Origin of the sequence: Vibrio metschnikovii CIP 69.14 (assembly GCF_000176155.1) — a bacterium.
Taxonomy (GTDB): domain Bacteria; phylum Pseudomonadota; class Gammaproteobacteria; order Enterobacterales; family Vibrionaceae; genus Vibrio; species Vibrio metschnikovii.
Genome location: NZ_ACZO01000007.1, coordinates 307,841 through 327,548, shown reverse-complemented (window position 1 = coordinate 327,548; position 19,708 = coordinate 307,841). Strand labels below are relative to the sequence as shown.

The window sequence follows — 19,708 nt, the reverse complement described above, 5'->3', positions numbered from 1 at the left end:
TATTTGCAGCTGCCGTGGTGCGTAATGATCGATAACTCGGCAGCATTCCTCCGTCCCAATTAGATGATTATCGATGCTGATAGATGAATGCTCACCATCTACCTACAACACTAAGGTGCTTGGGCATACGACAACGCATAAAGTATTAGCTATCTTTTACCATTAGAGTGAAGCTTAGGTTTTGGGTTTTAGGTATTTGACGTGAGCTTCCATCTCTTCGCCAATTTCGGTACGCATGTTCATTAAACGTATCGCCGACTCACGTAAAGCGATGTCTTCAGCTGAGGTGGGTTGCCATTCTGGTACTGGGGTTGGTTTACCTTGTTCGTCGACGGCGACCATAATAACAATGCAATGTGTTGTGAGGCGATTGTTTAGTGCGGTCGGCTCGCTGGCTTGCACATCGATCGCGACATGCATAGAGGTTTTGCCTGTGTAGATGACTTTAGCGTTGACTTCGACCAAGTTGCCCACATGGATTGGGGCAACAAAACGAATGCCACCGGCATAAGCGGTAATACAATATTTACCACTCCAGCCAGCAGCGCACGCATAAGCGGCAAGGTCGATCCATTTCATGACCGCGCCTCCGTGAACTTTACCGCCAAAGTTAACATCGCCAGGTTCTGCTAAAAAGCGTAGGGTTATCTCTCGTTTGCCAAAACTCATGTATACATTCCTTAATGTGACTATCGCTATCTCGATAAGATTACTATAGATCAAGCAAAGCGTATCTTAACGTCATTTGGCTTTGTGAAGTTGTCGTTATGCAGATAAGGTAAATAGTTGATGCTCTGAGCGTTGTGATGCGCGTTTGGTTGCAATTCCATTCAGTGGAGTATCAATGGATCAACGGGATGCATCTCTCGGGTGCAATAAAAACCCCTCTAAAAGAGGGGTTTTTACACGGTACGAATTAAATTTTTTGAAGTATGTACCTAATCAATTTGCCAACTGATTGTTAGTAATTCAGCTGACCTGATCATAGAGCATCAAGGTGAGTGATGTAACTGTTCGATCGAACAGGTTTCTTGTGCGTCAAGTTTGTATAGCGTGATTTCTCCATTAACCAAAGGAGAAGTCTCATGACCATTTCTATTTACAGTCATTCATTCACGACATTGCCTGAGCAAGACTATGTTGCATTATTAGGCTTACGTTATAAGGTTTTTTATCAGCGTCTTAATTGGCAGTTAAAAACCGCAGGGGGCTTAGAAAGCGATGAGTATGATATACCCCAAGCGCATTACTTATATGCCAAGGGAGAACAGGGACAGATAGTGGGCTGTTGGCGAATTTTACCGACGACCTCGGATTATATGTTAAAAAACACTTTCCCAGAGTTACTTGGGGCGATGACTGCACCGCGAGATTCGCAGGTGTATGAATTGAGCCGTTTTGCGGTGGATAAGGAGTTCTCAGCACTGGCTGGTGGGGTGAGTAACGTGACGATGAAGATGTTTCAATCGCTTTATCATCATGCGCAACAGCAGCGTATTACGCGTTATGTAACCGTAACGTCGGTTGGTGTCGAAAAACTCATTCAACGCTTAGGGATCCCTTGTGAAAGGTTAGGCAATCAACAAGTGCATGTACTCGGGTCAACACGATCTGTGGCGTTATCTATCCCAATGAATGAGCGGTACCGAGAGAGTGTCGGCGCTTAACATTATAAATAAGGGTTAATATAACCGCCTAAAATCGCTTTGGTAATGGCTTGGTAGCGATTCGTCGCACCAAGCTTTTTGCAAGCGTTAGAGAGATGAAATTTCACCGTTCGTTCGGAGGTATTAATAATTTGCGCGATTTCCCAAGCGCTTTTTCCTTCGGCCGCCCAACTTAAACATTGCCCTTCACGACAGGTTAACTCTGCTCTGGGCTTTGCATCACGGTGGCAGCGCACAATATTGTCTATGTTTTGTGCCAATAAGGGTACAAGCAATTGCGAGGCCTGAATAGCCGGCAGGTTAAGGTCGTAATGGCGTGTGTCTGAGGTCGCGAAACTGAGCATCCCGAATTCGCCTCTTAATCCGTGAACTGGAATCGAGAATCCCTCTTTTAAGCCATTAAGGCGAGCTTCTTCAAAAATGATCTGGCTATCTTGATGATGTGCGCGAATCTCCGACCAGCGGATCGGTAAAAAATTGGTCATACTGTAGCGAACAATCGGGTCAATCAACATAAATTGGGATTCGTCGTACTGTTGACGCCAAGCGAGAGGGTAATTATCGGCGATGAGGGTGTCGTTGCTGGTTAATGTCGTCTGTAAAGAAAGGCCAAATAAAAAGTATTCATGCTCAATAAGATGATTCATCTTAGCCAACGTAGGTTGCAGAGCTTGAAAACTATCAATAAAAGGATTTTCTTGGATCAGGCGCAGAATTTTTTGCATAAATGACCATTGACAACAAAGGCGCGAACTGAACTGATAATATACTTAAATAGAGGTGATGTCCGCAATTATCCTTATGGTGTTATCCCTTTTTCTTACTGCTGTAGGGTTAATATTCGATTATCCCAATGACATCGTTTATCTGTGCTTATCGCAATGGTGAGAGCCTACTTTGACTCTCACTCGGCGCTGCCAATCGATAGGTCGATGATCTGTCGTCTATTGCTCATGCAAAGTATTCAGCGATAAACCCTTAGAGCGTAACTTGGATAGTCACTTCGTGCTCTTTGGCAAAATGTTCAATTTCCTTTGGAGGTGCTTGATCGGTAATGATCAAATCGATGTCGGCGAGTGTGCCTAATTTGACCATGGCATTACGTCCAAATTTACTGTGATCAACGCCTAAATAGACGCAACGGCTATTTTCGATGATCGCGCGTTTGACCCGTACTTCATGATAATCGAAGTCGAGCAGCGATCCATCGTAGTCGATACCACTGATCCCCAGAATACCGAAATCGAGCCGAAATTGAGAGATGAAATCGAGAGTGGCTTCTCCGGTCACACCACCGTCTTTATTCCGCACTTCACCGCCTGCCAGAATAATATTGAAATCAGGCTTACTCATCAAAATGGTCGCCACATTAATGTTGTTGGTGACAACGCGTAAGTGGTGGTGCTCTAACATCAAGGCGCGAGCAATCGCTTCTGGCGTGGTACCAATATCAATAAACAGCGTTGCGCCATCAGGAATATGTTTGACTAAAGCCGCGGCGATTTTTTCTTTTTCCGCTTGCGAGGTTACCTGACGAGTATGGTAGGAGGAGTTTTCCGAACTGGTGGCGATGGTGGCTCCGCCATGATTTCGACGGAGTTGGTTAGCATCGGCTAACTCATTAAGATCTCGACGAATGGTTTGCGGGCTCACATTAAATCGTTCGACCAGTTCTTCAGTACTCACAAACCCTTGGGTTTGCACCAGTTCAATGATTTCTTGATGACGTTTAACCGCTTTCACAGGCCTATCCTTATACGTTGAAGTGCGCTAAGTGTACGGTTTAATGGACTAAATTCAATCAACGAGAGCAAATTATTCGTGTTTTTGGTTCGTTTTAAGCTTCGTTTCACACAAAACGAACATGAATATTGGTTCCATCGACCAACGTTCGTTGAGCGAACCGTTGGCTGTGGTTTATGGTGTTGAGGCTTTTTCTATCGGTTCTAAAGTCGAACGACGTCGAATGCGTACTTGGGATAAAATGACTCCGCTAATGACCATTAAACCGCCGATGAAGTGGTATTGATGAATGTATTCACCCAACAAGGTGGCGGCTAATGTCACAGCGACCACTGGCAATAAATTCATAAACATCGCCGATGAATCGGCACCAATGGCATCAATCGATTTTACCCACATCCATGGTGCAAGCAGTGAAGCGGCAATACCAGCGTAAGCGATGAGTGGCAATGACCCTTCGGTAGGCAGAAGTTGTTCGCTGGTCAACCATAATGGAATCAGCATGAATACGGCTAATACGCCTTGTAAGTAGATGATCGTCCAGCTACTTAGTGGCATCTTCCAGCGTTTGAGCAGTACGCAATACAAAGCATACACCAGCGCCGCCAAGACCATTAAACCGTCTCCGGGAGTGATCGATTGATGAAGGAAAAATAACACATCGCCTTGACCGAGCATTAATGCAAGACCGACCAATGACAGCAGACCTCCAGTAATACTCAAGCCAGAAATGCGTTTATTGAGCAAGGGAACGCTAATAAACACACTCAATAGCGGCACCAATGAGGTGATGAGTGACATATTTGAAGCGCTGGTGGTTAATCCCGCGTAATAGCCTAAAGATTGATTCAACACCATGCCCAGTAATGCTAGGCCAGCGAGCTTGGGCAAATAGGGCTGAATGATGTGACGCTGCCGAATAACGGTTGGTAAACAAAAAGGACTTAAGATCAGCATCGCGAGCAACCAGCGATAAAAGCTCATTGCGCTTGGCTCTATGGTACTGGCGGCCATCTTATTGATAATGGTATTGCCACCCCAAATCAGCACGGTGAACAAAGGGAGAAAATAAATCATCGCTGCCTCAGAGTCGGTTATTGTTGGCTATAGTTTGACAGGTCTCTATGATTATATATATCTTTAAAAAGACACTTTGAGCGATAGGAAGACAAGTTTGAATCAACGCAGCAGAAACCTTCATCCCTCCCTGTCTATTGAGCAGGCTCCGTCAGCAGTATTCATGAATTTTGAGGCTTTTCTTTCTAATACGGAGACTCGAGAGCATAGCCATGCTTGGGGGCAAGTGCAGTTAATTTCCGGAGGTATTCTTGAGATGGAGGCAGAAGAAGTACGTTTTTTGGCTCCGCCCCATCTGGCTATTTGGGTACCCGCAGGGATCCGCCATAAAAGTTATAACCGACGTCCGTTAGCGTACTGTTCGTTAAATATTGCGACTGAAATGACCGAAGGTTTCCCACAAAAAACCAGTCTAATTAAAGTCACCCCGATTGTTTCGGCGATCATTGATGACTTTCGTCAGCGCTCAGTGAGTGTCGCAACCCGTCGTGAAGATCAGCGTTTAGTACAAGTGTTACTCGATCAATTAGCCACGCAGGAGACGCAGCACCATTTCCTGCCTTCTAGTCATCACAAATATTTGTCGCCGATACTCAAAGCGATTGAAGAAAATCCAACCGATGAAACAACACTTTCGCAATGGGCACAGCGTATCCATACTACCGAGCGAACGTTAGCCCGTTATTGTCAGGCAGAATTAGGCATGAGTTTTACCGAATGGCGATTGCGAGTGCGTTATTTGCATTCGATGGAGTTATTGCGTCATGGACAATCGGTCAAAGAAGTAGCATTAACCTTGGGCTACAATCAGGCCAGTCCCTTTATTAGTATGTTTAAAAAATACTCCGGACAAACGCCGGAGCAGTATAAGAACCGATTGCTGTCTTAAGCTTATCAAGCCAGTATCCGCTTCCGACTTGAAGTGGCAGCAGTGTTGGCTACGTTCGTTCACCCCAATCACATGATTTGCCTATGCTCATGGGGATTCACTCACTTGCCGCTTACCTGCAACTTCAAGTCGCTTGGGTATGAATAGTTTTTGGGTATAAATAGTTTAAAGCGCCCACGATCGCTGCCACTTGAGCCGCATTACAGTCGTCACTATTGACCCGTGGACTGTCTGGGTACACTTCGGTGGTTGAGCAGTACTGGCTATTTGTGACTGAAGCGCATAAGCCGAGTTCTTTTACTGGGTAAACAATTACCCCTTCTTGGATAACCGGTGAGCCAATAATCTCACCTTGTTGATCGGCGGGCGCGATGTGAGTGACTTGGCGTACCGACTCAATAATTGCAGCTTGAAAATCCAACTGCGGATTCTCGCTGTCTCCTACCGTATAAAAGCCATCAGGAATATGCCCCGGCTGATAATCGACACCATCGCGCGCCGCTAATGCGGGGCGAAATTCGTTTTCATCACTGTCGGTGGTTTCGTGCAAGTCAATATGGGCAAGTATCGCCGGTAGTTTGTCGACCAGCGCCATCAGGGAAGCCGACTCTTCTGCTGGACTGTTTGGATAAAAACAACGATTAGGATCTAACGCATTGGGGTTCCAGCGTTGAATCGTTTCGTACCCCCAAGGACTGACGCAAGGAACTACGACAATATTCATCTGTTCCGCGTAGCGGTAAGCCTGTTCGGTTAAAAATTGTAGAGCACCAAAAACACCACTGGTTTCATAACCATGTACTCCGCCAGTGACTAAAAGGGTTGGTTTATCCGTATGCCAAGGCTGAGTTTTAACACACAGCAGCGGATATCGCTCAGGGTCGTAAGACAGTGCGCCGTATTGCTCAACACAAAATTGCTCCGATAAAGCATTAATCGCCTCCACCACCGCTTGATAAGGGCGCTGAATCTTAGTTTGTGCACGCCAAGCCTGACGTTCTTGTTCGGTCCATGGTTGACCGCGTGTGCCAATGGGGTAACGATAAGCAGTAGTCATGACTTTCCCTAATGAGAGTTAGAAAAGTCATGAGCTTAAGCGTTATAAGCGGGTACTGCAATTGGTGTCTCGGTTTATTTCACCGTCCAGTGAATAGATTCACCAGCTCGTATTGGAACGACCATGTTGTTGCCAAACGGCATCGTATTAGGCACGGACCAAGCTTGCTTAGTTAACGTCACAGTATCCGTATTACGGGGTAAGCCATAAAAATCAGGCCCATTATGACTGGCAAATGCGGCGAGGTTTTCAAGCTTAGCTTGTTTCTCAAACACTTCGGCATACAGCTCAAGAGCGGCGTGCGCGGTGTATGATCCTGCGCAGCCACACGCGGACTCTTTTTGGCCTTGTGCATGGGGCGCGGAATCAGTGCCTAAAAAGAATTTTTTATTGCCAGAGGTGGCCGCGGCAACTAGGGCGTCTTGGTGGGTTGCTCGTTTGAGTATTGGTAAACAGTAGAAATGTGGACGAATGCCGCCGACCAACATGTGGTTACGATTGAACAGTAAGTGATGTGCGGTGATCGTCGCGGCGACATTCTCCCCAGCTTGTTTGACAAAGGCGACGGCTTCTGCGGTCGTAATGTGTTCTAAGACAATTTTTAAGTTTGGGAAGTCGTTGACGATAGGCGCTAATACGGTCTCTAAAAAGGTCTTTTCGCGATCAAAGATATCGACATCCTGTGTCGTTACTTCGCCATGCACCAATAACAGTAATCCTTCTTGCTGCATCGCTTGTAGAACTGGGTAGATTTTTTTCGGGTCAGTGACACCAGAGTCAGAGTTGGTAGTCGCACCGGCTGGGTAAAGTTTCGCCGCTACAATCGCACCGGATGCTTTGGCTTTACGGATTTCATCAGGCGAAGTATTGTCGGTGAGATACAGAGTCATTAAGGGTTGAAAGTGAGCGCGAGGTTTAGCCGCTAAGATGCGTTCACGATAGGCAAGAGCCATATCAGTCGTGGTGACTGGTGGGACGGTGTTGGGCATGATCAGTGCACGTCCGTTATAGCGGCTAATGTCTCGAACCGTATCTTGTAAAACATCACCATCGCGTAGATGAACATGCCAGTCGTCGGGACGAGTCAGGGTAAAGGTTGTCATGAATTGCTCCCACCATGGAAAAGTTGAATGATTGGAGCCTAAACCATGTTCACGTACTTATGACGCAAACGCTTCCGTTTAGGCGACAGGATGATAGAGGAAAAGTGGTTTAATATCATCTTTTTCTTTGTTTTCGGCTTTTTATTTCCCTCGCTTTTCCGTTAGGCTTAGCGTCAATAAAAATACCAATAAGGAATCACCATGTCGGCTGTGCAGCTTTCACAAATTAGTATTTATCCCGTCAAATCGACGGCAGGTTTATCGCTGTCTACGGCTTGGGTTGAAAAACAAGGGTTGATGTTTGATCGCCGTTTCATGGTTGCTTTGGCGGATGGCAGTATGGTAACGGCGCGAAAGTACCCAGCTATGGTGGCGATTCGCTCAGCATTAACCGCCGATGGATTGATTTTTACTGCGCCAGGTCGTGAGCCCTTAACGCTGCGTTATAGTACGTTTAAACGCCAAGTGGCGCAGGCTCAAGTCTGGGATGATAATTTTACCGCTTATACCACCACCGACGAAGCGGATGATTGGTTCAGTGCTGCGTTGGGTCAGCGGGTTGAATTACTCTTTACAGGTGAGCAGTCCAATCGAGTACGCGAGAAAGTCGGCAGCAATGTCAGCTTTGCTGATGGTTATCCCCTGTTATTAATTAGCCAAGCGTCGTTGGATGAGTTGAACCGCCGTAGCCCAGAGCGACATAGCATGACGCAATTTCGAACCAACTTGGTCGTTTCTGGCGGTGAGCCTTTCATCGAAGATAGCTGGAAGCGGATCAGAATTGGTCAGGTTGAATTTGAACTGGTCAAACCCTGTGAACGCTGTATTTTGACCACGGTTGATATGAGTACGGGGCAGTTTCGCCCCAGTACGGAACCGTTAAGAACCTTAGCTCAATTTCGCGCCAATCAACGCGGCGGCGTGTTTTTCGGTCAAAACTTGATTGCCAAAAATGAAGGAATGATCTCGGTTAATGATCCGATCGAAGTCTTGGAATACAAAGAAAAAGAGCACTACCTTGACCAAGGACAGCGCCACTATCAAATGCGTTGCGTTGAACGCGAGACTATCGCCAATAATTTTGTGACTTTTTGGTTAGAGCCACAACGCAGTGATTTCCCCGAGTATTTCCCCGGCCAACATTTACCGATTGAAGTGATTATTGACGGTAAAGTGCATCATCGTCGCTATACGCTTTCTTCAAGCCCTTCTCGGCCGGGGCGTTTAGCGATTTCCGTTAAGGCGATCGATGGTGGGCAAGTGTCTCATTGGTTATTGGAACATCTTCAGGTGGGGGAGAGTTTAGTCGCCCAATCTGTTGAGGGAAATTTTCATTTGCGCGATGAGCATTTATCTCAGCCGCTATTATTCTTGTCTGCGGGCAGTGGCATTACGCCGATGTTATCGATGCTGCGTTATTTAGCGGACCACCAAATGATGCAAGATATTGTATTTTATCACCAATGCCGTAGTGAAGCCGATATTCCCGCTCGTGATGAGCTAGACGCTTTACGCTCTGCTCATTCGGGCTTAACGCTGATGATCAGTTTGACTCAGCCTTCTATCGATTGGCCTGCTTTAAAAGGACGCCTATCCTTATCTCATCTCAAAAAAATAGAGAATGTGATACAGAGGCAGGTTTTTGTCTGTGGGCCAGATGGATTTATGCAAAAAGCGAAAAACCTGTTGCTGAAACTGGGTGTCCCAGAAACGGCTTATCACCAGGAGGTCTTTACGGTGACACCATCGGTTAATCGAGCGTATCAGCCCCTCACCATCACACTCGATGGAAAGGCGTTTCAAGGCGATAACCAGACCACGTTGCTTGAGCAAGCCGAGCGAGCGGGTTTAAAAGTGGCCAACAGTTGTCGCGCAGGTTTTTGTGGCGCTTGTAAAGTGACGGTGCAGTCGGGTCGTGTTGAACAACCGGAGTCATTGGCTTTGCCCGATCATGAACGCCATCTTGGTAAAGTATTGGCGTGTTGCAGTGTTCCTGAAACCGATATTGAAGTAATAAGCTCATAAATCGGCGACAGGCCAAAAGAAAAAGCCACTCTTGAAATGTCAGGAGTGGCTCGATTAAGTGGACAACAATTAAGCTTTATTGCGTACAGGATTGGCGTAACTGTCGAGCAAATAACGTTGAGCATCAACAGGGAGTTGAGCTAACTTCGCTTCCAGTTGCACTTTATGCTCATCCTGTATCTCCTCGTGGTCGACATTCGCCGCCAAGTAGTTGATTGGATAGAGACGATAATTAGCGTGAATTTGGCGATCAATTTCATCGGCTAAGGCTTCTGGAGTAGCAAAAGGCTCGCTAATTACGTCACCAAAGGCAACATGGATTCGTCCTTTTTCGCCAACAATCCCTTGAATAATGCTTTCAATATCTTCAAATTCGGCTTTTTGGTATTGGCCGTGAGTCGCTTTTTCATACAGTTCGCGTGCTTTGGCGACGTCGCAAGGGTCATTTTCATAAGCAATTGATACCGGTACAATATTAAGTGATTGCATATATTCAGCAAAATCAACTTTTTGTTTACGTCCTTCGACATGAAACATTTTTAAAATCGCTGCATCAGTAAAATCGTTACCATCTTTGGCCCGTCCTTCTTTCTGGGCGATCCAGATCGAGTTGCCCGTCTCCAGCGAGTGCTTAATGTAGCCTGATAGCGTACCGAGCATCTTCATCATTTCGCGCGGTCCTTTAGCAGAACGTTGCACGATAAAGCTTTTATTCAGACGCATTAATTCCGTGGCACAGGGTTTCTTCAATAAGTTATCGCCAATCGCAATGCGTACCGTTCGATGGCCGCTTTTATGCAGACCATAATTAACTAACGCAGGATCCATGGCGATATCGCGATGATTAGAGATAAAAAGGTAAGAGCGATTTTTATCTAATTGATCAAGCCCACTATAAGTAACGCCATTGGTGGTATGTTCCAAGGTTTGATCGAGATATTTCTTTACCTCTAGCTGAATGGCTTCAACCGAAGTCAGTTTGGCCCACTTAAATTTCAAATAGATTTTTACGATAGGGCTCAATAGTGGTCTGAGCCAAGCAGGTTGGTGAGCAAAACGGTGCTGCAAAATCGCCGAGATAAATTCTTCATCATTGATTAAACGGTCAAGCGCCGCAGGAATTTCATCGTCATTATAAGGACGTATATCTAAATAAGGATCGTTGGTTGAGGTCATAGTATTGTACATCAAATAAAAAGCTCGCCTATTCTACGCATACTCTGAGTGACTCGCAGCTATCATAAGCACATAATTTACAAGGTCAGACCAGAATCAGTCTGATAAGGTTCAGTTCAGTTGGCTTTTTTATCAAGAAGCGTTACTCTTAGCGCCCTTAAAATGCATGAGGCCAACCATGAACTACGCGATTCAATCTGAAACTTGTACTTTTCCTTATTTGCAAGTGACGGCGCGAAAACGAACGAGTAAGCATAGCTTAATCCAAGTGAATCACGGTTTAGTCTTATTTCGACTTGGCAAACATGAATACGCCATAGAAGCCCACCAAGCATTATGGATCCCCATCGATTGCTTGTGTGCATTAACTTTTTTTCCGAATACTCAAATCACACGAGTGGATTTTTCAGTGCGCTTGCGCTGTCCGTTTCCTTCGCAGGCTGGAACGATTAGACACAATGACTTGAGCAGCAGTATTTTACAACGCTTACAACAGCCTGTCTCTACAACTCCAGTGTATCCTCATTTATTGCAAGTGCTGAAGTATGAAGTACAAAACTTTGAACCCAAACTCAAACTCACCGGTTTAAGCCAAGTATTGAGTCAATGGACGCCAGACAGCCATCTTGGGATCAGTAAAGAGTATCATTTGGCATTATTGGTGCGTGAGGCACGAAAGCGCCGTCTATCAGGGGTAAAAGAAGCGCTAATTATTGAGACTCTATTTGCCAGTCAAGTTGAACAGTATCAACAACTGTGTCAATTGATTTTAGGTGAGCAACCTTAATTCATTTCAGCCAAGCTAATCCTTATCGGGCGACGGCTCCGCCTAAGGTAAGATTGGTCGGCCATTGTTGAATCTGATTCCCTCCTAAAAAGATGTTGCCATTGACCGTCATGGTGTCTGGAAAACGGGTGATCTGGGAGCCGCCAATATACAGATCACCTTGAACGACCAAGCCTTCTGGAAGTTCGGTTAGCGGGGTTCTGACGACGCTTAGATCTCCCTTAACGACCAACCTTGGCGGTAGCTGCTCAAGCGGGGTATCGGTCAAATTGATGTACCCTCCGACATTAACGCCAGCAGGCCAACGGGTGATTTGTGAGCCGAGTAGATTCGCATAACCACGAATAAAGGTTCCGCGAGGGATACGTTGCAGTTGGCTATTACTCGCTTCCAAACTGCCTTCTACGCGAAGTTGAGGAGGCAGACGTTTAATCGAGGTTTGCGCAATATTAAGGTTGCCTTTGACTTCAAGGCCATTAGGCAATTCAGTATAAGGTTTATTGCGTAAATTGAGGTTACCATAATTATCCAAATGGTTGAGTATTTTATAATAATCAAGAGGGATGGCGAGCAAAGGCAGTGCGCATAGTAAGCTCAATACACCCAGTAACCAGCGCCGCATGGCTGACATCCTTGTATTGGTGACCACGGTAAAAGTATCGGTCTAATGCTGCGGATTTTCAATGAATGGTTGTACCTTTGTATTGCTGCGGGTATCAGGCGAGCGAGTGATCGCTCACCTGAGCACTTTAGCGGAATAATGAACGCGACTTAAGCTCAAAAATCAACTTTTCCGCACTGACTTCAAACTTGAATTGAGCATGCAGTTTATTGGCTTCTTGAGTAGGAAGAATTTGATATTCAACGTTGGCACACACTTGTTGAGCGAGTTGTAGGTATTTATCAAACTCTTGTTGAAGTAAATCTTGTTCGGTCGCAAAAATGGTGACTTCGGCAACTTCGTCACCTTCTTTAATGATAAATCCCATTTCTCCGGCAACACCACAGGCTTCACATACTTCATCTTCTACGTAGCATTGATTGGTCATCTCATTATCCTCTTATAAAAACTAAGGCTATTTTAGCCTGCTATGATGTTGCTTACCACTTAATATCCGCTTGCGATGGAATTGGTTAATGTTGATATCAGTTGAAGTGGTTATCTGGGCATAATCTAGATAAATCAATTATTCATACTATGATTGAGTAGTCAGTGAAGCGTAGATGAACGATGAGTACGTGGCAATATCTTGTGATATGCGTCAAGAGTTTGTGCGAATGAGTGACAGTTTTTTGTCATAATGCTACCGGTTTCATTGTCTTCATTAAGACTTTGTAAGATGATCCCGACGGTTTGCTGACTATTTAACCTCGCAAGAACAACAGTCTTTGAACTATCTAGCCGAATAATCACCCTTTGATGAAGAGCATGAGCCATGCCAAAACGTAGTAAAGAAGATACTGAAATTACGATTCAAAGAATTATGGATGCCGTTATCGATCAACTGCTCAGGTTGGGATACGACAAAATGTCTTATACCACATTAAGTCAGCAGACTGGGGTTTCGAGAACGGGTATTAGTCATCACTTCCCCAAGAAAACCGATTTTGCGTTAGCGTTAGAAAGCAAAATTTTTCACCAATTCACGGAACATTTAGAGCTAGAACAAGGGTTGAATGAATTTGCAGAAAGCTGGTTGAAGGCGCTGCGCACAACTCCGGCTTTTATGGCAACACTGCGTTTATTGTTTCAACATGTGGTCATGGCGGAGCGTGCCGAGTTTTTTTCAGCGCAAATGATGACTCGGCTTTATAAGCTGGTTGATGACAAATGGGGACCACAGAGTCGCCAACAATTAGAGTGGTTGATTGGTAAATCGATCATTGCGATGAGTGAGCTTGATTAAACTGGGTAGACCATCGGAAAATCTAACGTTGGGTGTGGTGCTATCATCGAATCATGACCATAGATCTGCTTGATCATCTCGGCGCTCAGAGCTTGCCACGGTGGAGCATCACAGACAATGTGTCCTTGATGGAGCATTATCATCCGATCGGCGTATTGCGCCGCTAAGTTCAAATCATGTAAGACAATCACGACGGCACATTGTTCTTCACGAGCTAACTGACGAGCGATAAGCAAGGTTTTGTGTTGGTGAGCTAAGTCCAATGCAGAAGTTGGTTCATCAAGCATTAAGACTTTTTGCGCACCGGATTGATGCAGTTGGGTGAGCACTCTTGCTAAATGTAAACGCTGTTTTTCTCCGCCTGAGAGTTCAGGATAGAGCCTATTAGCTAACGGTAAAACATCTGTCTTTTGCATATAATAACGCGCTAATTGCCGAGTTTGTCGATGACCAATATCAAGCGGGATCGCACCAAGTTCGACCACTTCTTGAGCTGTGAATGGAAAGTTTAACGAGCTACTTTGCGGTAAAATACCGACATGTTTTGCTAAGGTCTTTGCTGACCAGTTTTCGCGAGGTTGGCCGAAGAAACGAATGTGAGAGTGGGTGTCAATCTCGCCGCTTAACGCTTTCAATAAGGTACTTTTCCCCGCACCATTAGGACCAAGTAAAGCAGTGACTTCGCCATGATGGAGTTCAAGATTGATATCTTTTAATATCGATTTTGAATGAAAACAGACCGTTAAGTGATGCGCTTGAATCGCTGGAGTAAGCATTAAAACAGTTTCCCTTTTTGTTTAAACAGTAAATAGAGAAAAAAGGGAGCACCGACGAGTGCTGTGACAATCCCGATCGGTAATTCACTTGGTGCAACCGCAACTCGGGCAAACATATCGGCGCAAGTCAGCAATAATGCACCAAGGAGAGCGGAGACGGGTAATAAATATCGATGATCAGGGCCAACGAGCATACGCCCTAAATGGGGCACGACCAAGCCGACAAAACCAATCATCCCAGCCACGCTGACCGTGATACCAACGCCTGCGGCGCAGAGTATGATCAGCGCTCGCTTGAGTTGCTGAGTGCCAATACCTAGGTGGCGAGCTTCCGATTCACCCAGCAAAAGCGCATTCAGTGCCATCGCTCGACGATGAAAGCAATAAGCTAATATTCCCAGTGCGAATAGACACAAATAGATTTGTGGCCAATTAGCGCCAGCAAATGAACCCATCGACCATAGGGTTAGATCACGCAGCATTTGATCGTCAGCCAGAAAATTTAAATAGCCAATCCCTGCCCCAGAAAGCGCACTGATCGCTACGCCAGCCAATAGCATGATGGTCACTGAAGTTCCCAATTGACTGGTGCCTAGTCGATAAACCAGTAACGTTGTTAATACTCCGCCGATAAAAGCACACAAGGGGAGCGTGAACATGTTCATCCATGTGGCATTCAATTCAAAAGAGGCGAGTAATACAATGGCGAGCGCTGCGCCTAATGACGCACCTGCAGATACCCCAATGATCCCTGGTTCAGCGAGAGGGTTACGAAACAAGCCCTGCATAACAACCCCCGCAGAGCGCTAATATTGCGCCAACCAATAAACACAGGAGAGTGCGTGGGAGACGAATTTGGTGAATAACCAGATTAATATGAGTCGCAATATCATCAGAGCGAAATAGTAAGCTATATAGGCTATCTCGAAAACTGATCGACATAGGTCCAACGGTAATGGAAGCTAAACTTAATATTCCCAAACTTAGCGCTAAGGCAATAAGTAATAGATGAATAGGCACATGACGTAACACGGCTATTATCCCTTTGGATAGAGCAGCGCTTGCAAACGCAGTGCTTCTTGAATGGTTTTCAGGCCGACGCCGCCGACGAGTGCATGACCATCAATGGTAATGATGCGTTGATGGATACCCGCAGGTGTCGCTTTTAACATCGGCAGTGCTTCTAGAATCGCCTCTGCTCCGCCGAGCTGATCATAGCTACGGCCGCTGACCAAAATAACGTCTGGCTGCATGGTGATCAGCGCTTCCATCGATAAGGGTTTATAGGCTGAAATCATCTCCGCAGCAGGATTACGAGCGCCAGCTAAAGTGATCAGCGTATCAGGAATGGTATTTGAGCCCGCGACGTTGGCTGCTCGCCCTTCATGGAGCAGTAAAAATAGCACCTTGAGTGGCGATTGATCAGGCTGTCCCTCTTTAAGTTGCTCTAATGTCCCATTCACTTGATGTTTTAATGTTTTCGCTACCGATTGGCGGTCAATTAACTGGGCGATTTGGTCGATACGTTCAAGCAAACCTTGCGGATGAGGATCACTGTTGATGATATTGACTTTGACACCTGCAGAGCGTAGCTGGCGTAGGGTACTTTCTGGTCCCATTTCCTCTGAGCCAATTAATTGGGTTGGATTCAACGCTAACAAGCCTTCTGCCGAGAGCTGTCGGTGATAACCCACTTGAGGTAATTCACGCGTGCGCGGTTCATTGCTGGTTACATCAACCGCAATGAGCTGATCTTGTCCACCTAACGCAAAGATAAGTTCAGTAACACTGCTCCCTGCACTGATCACACGCTCCGCTGCCGATAAATGATGAGCGCACAAGAGGAATAAAACACTGGCAAGTCGCCGAATAAAAGGTATGGACAATTTCATAATGCTGCTCATTAACTAAATGGGCCACGTTATACCCAGCCTACGTGAAGCTGCCGCGGTATTGGCTATTTCTGGTTTCAAGAGCGCAAATTATTACTCATAATACAAACAATATCAATTATCAATTGCATTATCGTTTGTGTCTAATTATTCTTAGCCGCGTTGAGGTACTCACGTAATTGTATTGGATAACAAAATGGAACAATTATCACACCAAGTGGCGCAGTTATTAAATGATGAGCCCGCATTACTCCCAGCACAGATTGCTGAACGTTTAGGCGTGAGTGAATTTGCTGTCGTGTCTGCTTTTCCTAGCGAAATGGTTACCCTGCTCTCGGGTGATGATGCGCAGATGGTATTAACGGAGATTGCTGATTGGGGGACAAACGTGACCACTATCGTGCAGTCATTTGGCTCTATTTTTGAAATCAAAGCCCCGTTACCTAAGGGTAAAATGGCGCGTGGTTACTACAACTTGTTGGGGCAACCAGGCCAACTTCATGGCCACTTAAAATTAGAGTTGATTGATCACGTTGCTTTGGTCAGTAAACCTTTTATGGGGCGAGAGAGCCACTATTTTGGTTTTTTCACTCAGCAGGGGGATTCTATTTTTAAGATTTATTTAGGCCGCGATGACAAGCGAGAGCTTATCGCTCAGCAGGTCGATCGTTTTCAAACGATGCAACAACAATTTAAATAATCGCCTGGTAAGGAGAACGTCAATGGAACAGCAAGTTAAACAAGAAAGACTACAAGGCCGTTTAGAGCCAGAAATTAAAGAGTTTCGTCAACAGCGCACGACATTACAGCTCGCGACGGTTGATGCACAAGGTAAACCAAATGTAAGTTATGCTCCCTTTGTACAAAATCAAGCAGGCTACTTTATTCTGATTTCTCATATTGCGCGTCATGCGCGTAATTTAGCGGTCAACCCTCAAGTATCGATCATGATGATTGAAGATGAATCGACGGCTAAACAGCTGTTTGCTCGTAAGCGGTTAACGTTTGATGCACAGGCCAGTATGGTTGAACGTCACTCTCCACTATGGCAACAGGTGATTGAACAAATGCAACAGCGGTTTGGTGACATTATTGATAACCTCAGTCAACTTGAAGACTTCTCACTATTTTGCTTAAAGCCAGAGCATGGATTGTTTGTGAAAGGTTTTGGGCAAGCGTATCAAGTGTCAGGGGATGATCTGGTTGATTTTGTTCATCTTGAAGAAGGGCATCGACAAATCGCTAACGCGTAGGTGCTAATGCATAGTTGCTAACGCCGAGTCGTTCGGCGATACACAGTTTGGACATCAAAGGCTGATTATTCAGCCTTTGATCAATGTAGTGATGAGTCCTCATCAATGATTCGACGTGGTTATTCTCGGTAATTGTTTTTTTTGTATTTTTTTGGCACTTTTTTCGGGAGCTTTAGCGAGAACCACAACTGGACGAACAATAAATAAATTATTCGGATAGAGAACTCGATTACCGTCTAAGGTTTCGAGTACGACATTAAATAGCGTCATATCTACCAATCGTCCTTCGATAAAATTACCCCCATCGATGATTTTTACCCAAGATCCGATTCGGCAGTGATTTTGGATAAACAGCACTAAGAAGGAGGTAATATTACTGAGTAAAGACCAGCTTGCGAATAAAGCCACCCCGATCAAAGCAAACAGCGAAGAGCCGATCACCAACAGCCCACGTAGTTCGATCCCCCAGATCATCATGATCCCTAAGAGAATCATCACAAAAAGCGAGGTTTTGAGTAGCCATTTAACCCGCTGTAATCGGTCACTATCTTCCCGTTGCCCAACGGTTTTATCCAATATCCGCAAACTCAAAAAAACCAGTTTAGGATAGAGCAGTAAGATGAGCACAGAGAGTGCCCATTGGTAGTTATCTTGTAATAAAGAAAGCACTTGCATAATACAGTTATCCTCTTCCTACTTGAAACGCAGCGATGCTGGCTACGTTCATTGCTCTCCAACGTATGGTTTATCTATCTATGTTTATAGAGATGATGAGAGTCATGCTCGACTCTTACCTGCCGCCTACCTGCCACGACAAGTGATTTAGGATGACCCCATTAAATGGCAGTGAAAATAACTGAAATACACGGAATTTCAATCGAATTCTTTTCGTGGAGGCAGGATAAAGGAAGTATTGATAGAGTTCGAAACACTTTTCATGCTGCCTTTTAAGCACCTTGATGATTTTTTGACTTAAATTTGTTAATGTTGGTGCTTAATTATAAAAAATATGCCTGTTTTTTGGTTTTTGATGCTTTGAGTTGAAATCTTTTCCATTGGCATCTCTAAGTCATATAAGGTGAGTGGTGGATGAACAGGGTGTGTATTTCTATGATTCTGATGATCATGTGAAAGTCGAAATCATGCCGTTAATATCTACATCACTGTAAGCCAAATCAACCGCTAAACGAAACGTGGCAGTAAAACAGTAAGGAGCGTAGTACGTGCGACACATTTACCGAATAATCTTTGCCATGGTGATGCTGATAGGGTCAGTCGCTTGGGCACAGGAAGATCGTGAGCCGCCATATTCAGAATCGTCACTTTTGGATAGGCCATTAGTCGAACGTTACATCCTCGATGAATTGAGAGCATTACGTCAGGATCAACAAGATTTAGAACGTCGCTTAACCATTCAAATTACCGACCGTGAATTGTCCGTCGCCGATCGGTCACTGAGTTATTCTAATGTTACCGTGACTTACTTTTTCTATGTCATTGCTGGTGTGGCTTCTTTAGTGGCTTTAATTGGTTGGCAATCGCTGCGTGAAGTAAAACATAATACTCGGGAGATGGCCGATAAAAGCATTAATAAAATCGCTCAAGAATATGAACGTAAGTTTGTCGCTTTAGAGCAAGATTTAAAGCGCAAAAGCCGGATTATCACTGACAATAACCGTGAAATTGAAGTGATTAATGAGATCCATAATTTATGGCTGAGATCGCAAAGTGTGCAGACGGCAGAACAGCGAATTGAAGTGTATGACGAAATCCTCAAAATTCGTCCTGGCGATCTCGAAGCGTTAACCTATAAAGCTGATGCCGTTATGGAAATGCAAGAATATCACTGGGCGATGAGTTTATGTAACCGAGTGTTAGAACTCGATGACGATAACGGGCCAGCGTTGTATCAGCGCGCGTGTGCTTATGCTCGTTTAGGCGCAGATGAACAAGCGTTGGAAGATATTCAACGGGCGATAGAGATAAGCCCTTCAATGCGCGATTTAATTCTTGAAGAGCCCGATTTTGAATCGCTGTACAGTAACAAAAACTTCAATGCGTTAATCAACCACAATTAAGATTGTCCTTTGGTACTTAAAGCCGCGATAGCGATTTGGATAATTTTGGCGATTTAACAACCAAATGGCTCAGGCTTCTCTAATCGATGAAAGGCGTTCATTGACTGTCTATGGAGCGATGGAATACGGAGGTTTTTATGATTTTTGCTCATTGGTGCTAGCCATAACTAAAGCTTGTCTTAACGACAAATTATTATCATTAGACACACCCTCTCTTTTCACCGATAAAGCGCGTGACATTTAGGGTGTCAGGTGTGATGGCATGATGTGGCTGTCAC

General features: G+C 45.1%; 20 protein-coding genes and 1 pseudogene. 8 read left to right on the top strand and 13 right to left on the bottom strand.

Annotated elements, in window-relative coordinates:
- Nucleotides 1–174 precede the first annotated feature (174 nt).
- On the bottom strand, nucleotides 175–669 hold the full coding sequence (locus VIB_RS13245; protein ID WP_004396713.1) for an acyl-CoA thioesterase: 495 nt from the start codon (nucleotides 667–669) through the stop codon (nucleotides 175–177).
- Nucleotides 670–1,085: 416 nt separating this feature from the next.
- Here VIB_RS13245 and VIB_RS13240 point away from each other — a divergent pair, with 416 nt between their 5' ends.
- Nucleotides 1,086–1,667 (top strand): acyl-homoserine-lactone synthase, encoded by a 582-nt coding sequence (locus VIB_RS13240; protein ID WP_040905124.1) that lies wholly within the window; start codon nucleotides 1,086–1,088, stop codon nucleotides 1,665–1,667.
- A 2-nt stretch (nucleotides 1,668–1,669) separates the two neighbouring features.
- Here the strand turns inward: VIB_RS13240 and VIB_RS13235 are convergent, their stop codons facing one another.
- The 3 genes from VIB_RS13235 to VIB_RS13225 all read right to left on the bottom strand — a co-directional run bounded on the left by VIB_RS13235 (nucleotide 1,670) and on the right by VIB_RS13225 (nucleotide 4,487).
- A complete protein-coding gene (locus VIB_RS13235; protein ID WP_004396712.1) occupies nucleotides 1,670–2,392 on the bottom strand; it encodes a LuxR family transcriptional regulator in 723 nt (240 codons plus the stop codon).
- Nucleotides 2,393–2,645: 253 nt separating this feature from the next.
- A complete protein-coding gene (locus VIB_RS13230; RefSeq protein WP_004396711.1) occupies nucleotides 2,646–3,410 on the bottom strand; it encodes a DeoR/GlpR family transcriptional regulator in 765 nt (254 codons plus the stop codon).
- Nucleotides 3,411–3,584: 174 nt separating this feature from the next.
- Nucleotides 3,585–4,487 (bottom strand): DMT family transporter, encoded by a 903-nt coding sequence (locus VIB_RS13225; protein WP_004396710.1) that lies wholly within the window; start codon nucleotides 4,485–4,487, stop codon nucleotides 3,585–3,587.
- 97 nt (nucleotides 4,488–4,584) lie between these two features.
- Here VIB_RS13225 and VIB_RS13220 point away from each other — a divergent pair, with 97 nt between their 5' ends.
- Nucleotides 4,585–5,376 (top strand): AraC family transcriptional regulator, encoded by a 792-nt coding sequence (locus tag VIB_RS13220; protein ID WP_004396709.1) that lies wholly within the window; start codon nucleotides 4,585–4,587, stop codon nucleotides 5,374–5,376.
- Nucleotides 5,377–5,500: 124 nt separating this feature from the next.
- On the opposite strand, the gene VIB_RS13215 is transcribed toward VIB_RS13220, so the two are convergent.
- Together VIB_RS13215 and pyrC are read right to left on the bottom strand one after the other, a co-directional pair.
- Nucleotides 5,501–6,433, bottom strand: a complete 933-nt coding sequence (locus tag VIB_RS13215) for a M14 family metallopeptidase (protein ID WP_004396708.1) — start codon at nucleotides 6,431–6,433, stop codon at nucleotides 5,501–5,503.
- Between the two features lie 74 nt (nucleotides 6,434–6,507).
- The gene (pyrC, locus tag VIB_RS13210; RefSeq protein ID WP_004396707.1) at nucleotides 6,508–7,536 is read right to left on the bottom strand and encodes a dihydroorotase; all 1,029 of its coding nucleotides are present in this window, start codon (nucleotides 7,534–7,536) and stop codon (nucleotides 6,508–6,510) included.
- Between the two features lie 201 nt (nucleotides 7,537–7,737).
- Here pyrC and VIB_RS13205 point away from each other — a divergent pair, with 201 nt between their 5' ends.
- The gene (locus tag VIB_RS13205) at nucleotides 7,738–9,561 is read left to right on the top strand and encodes a hybrid-cluster NAD(P)-dependent oxidoreductase (protein WP_004396706.1); all 1,824 of its coding nucleotides are present in this window, start codon (nucleotides 7,738–7,740) and stop codon (nucleotides 9,559–9,561) included.
- Nucleotides 9,562–9,630: 69 nt separating this feature from the next.
- On the opposite strand, the gene VIB_RS13200 is transcribed toward VIB_RS13205, so the two are convergent.
- Nucleotides 9,631–10,737: a 1-acyl-sn-glycerol-3-phosphate acyltransferase gene (locus VIB_RS13200; RefSeq protein WP_004396705.1), complete on the bottom strand. Its 1,107-nt coding sequence runs from the start codon at nucleotides 10,735–10,737 to the stop codon at nucleotides 9,631–9,633.
- Nucleotides 10,738–10,915: 178 nt separating this feature from the next.
- On the opposite strand from VIB_RS13200, the gene VIB_RS13195 reads away from it, so the two are divergent.
- Nucleotides 10,916–11,524 carry a hypothetical protein gene (locus tag VIB_RS13195; RefSeq protein ID WP_004396704.1) on the top strand — a complete coding sequence of 203 codons (609 nt, stop codon included), beginning with the start codon at nucleotides 10,916–10,918 and terminating at the stop codon, nucleotides 11,522–11,524.
- A 22-nt stretch (nucleotides 11,525–11,546) separates the two neighbouring features.
- Here the strand turns inward: VIB_RS13195 and VIB_RS13190 are convergent, their stop codons facing one another.
- Nucleotides 11,547–12,146: a hypothetical protein gene (locus tag VIB_RS13190; RefSeq protein ID WP_004396703.1), complete on the bottom strand. Its 600-nt coding sequence runs from the start codon at nucleotides 12,144–12,146 to the stop codon at nucleotides 11,547–11,549.
- Nucleotides 12,147–12,273: 127 nt separating this feature from the next.
- Nucleotides 12,274–12,573, bottom strand: a complete 300-nt coding sequence (locus VIB_RS13185; RefSeq protein ID WP_004396702.1) for a YfcZ/YiiS family protein — start codon at nucleotides 12,571–12,573, stop codon at nucleotides 12,274–12,276.
- Nucleotides 12,574–12,960: 387 nt separating this feature from the next.
- Here VIB_RS13185 and VIB_RS13180 point away from each other — a divergent pair, with 387 nt between their 5' ends.
- On the top strand, nucleotides 12,961–13,431 hold the full coding sequence (locus VIB_RS13180) for a TetR family transcriptional regulator (RefSeq protein WP_040905120.1): 471 nt from the start codon (nucleotides 12,961–12,963) through the stop codon (nucleotides 13,429–13,431).
- Here VIB_RS13180 and VIB_RS13175 read toward each other — a convergent pair.
- From VIB_RS13175 to VIB_RS13165, 3 genes and pseudogenes are all read right to left on the bottom strand, one after another.
- Complete coding sequence (locus VIB_RS13175) at nucleotides 13,428–14,207, bottom strand: heme ABC transporter ATP-binding protein (protein WP_004396700.1); 780 nt, start codon at nucleotides 14,205–14,207, stop codon at nucleotides 13,428–13,430. The two genes, VIB_RS13180 and VIB_RS13175, sit on opposite strands and share 4 nt — an antisense overlap.
- Nucleotides 14,207–15,239 (bottom strand): annotated as a pseudogene (locus VIB_RS13170) (FecCD family ABC transporter permease). The gene VIB_RS13175 and the pseudogene VIB_RS13170 overlap by 1 nt, the downstream one beginning before the upstream one ends.
- Nucleotides 15,240–15,244: 5 nt before the next feature.
- Complete coding sequence (locus tag VIB_RS13165; protein WP_040905117.1) at nucleotides 15,245–16,099, bottom strand: heme/hemin ABC transporter substrate-binding protein; 855 nt, start codon at nucleotides 16,097–16,099, stop codon at nucleotides 15,245–15,247.
- A 196-nt stretch (nucleotides 16,100–16,295) separates the two neighbouring features.
- Here VIB_RS13165 and hutX point away from each other — a divergent pair, with 196 nt between their 5' ends.
- Entirely contained in the window at nucleotides 16,296–16,799 is a 504-nt protein-coding gene (gene hutX / locus VIB_RS13160; protein WP_004396697.1) for a heme utilization cystosolic carrier protein HutX, read from the top strand.
- 22 nt (nucleotides 16,800–16,821) lie between these two features.
- Nucleotides 16,822–17,352, top strand: a complete 531-nt coding sequence (hutZ, locus tag VIB_RS13155) for a heme utilization protein HutZ (RefSeq protein WP_004396696.1) — start codon at nucleotides 16,822–16,824, stop codon at nucleotides 17,350–17,352.
- 102 nt (nucleotides 17,353–17,454) lie between these two features.
- Here the strand turns inward: hutZ and VIB_RS13150 are convergent, their stop codons facing one another.
- Entirely contained in the window at nucleotides 17,455–18,027 is a 573-nt protein-coding gene (locus VIB_RS13150; protein WP_040905112.1) for a mechanosensitive ion channel domain-containing protein, read from the bottom strand.
- Nucleotides 18,028–18,605: 578 nt separating this feature from the next.
- Here VIB_RS13150 and VIB_RS13145 point away from each other — a divergent pair.
- Complete coding sequence (locus tag VIB_RS13145) at nucleotides 18,606–19,430, top strand: tetratricopeptide repeat protein (protein ID WP_115152640.1); 825 nt, start codon at nucleotides 18,606–18,608, stop codon at nucleotides 19,428–19,430.
- Nucleotides 19,431–19,708 lie beyond the last annotated feature (278 nt).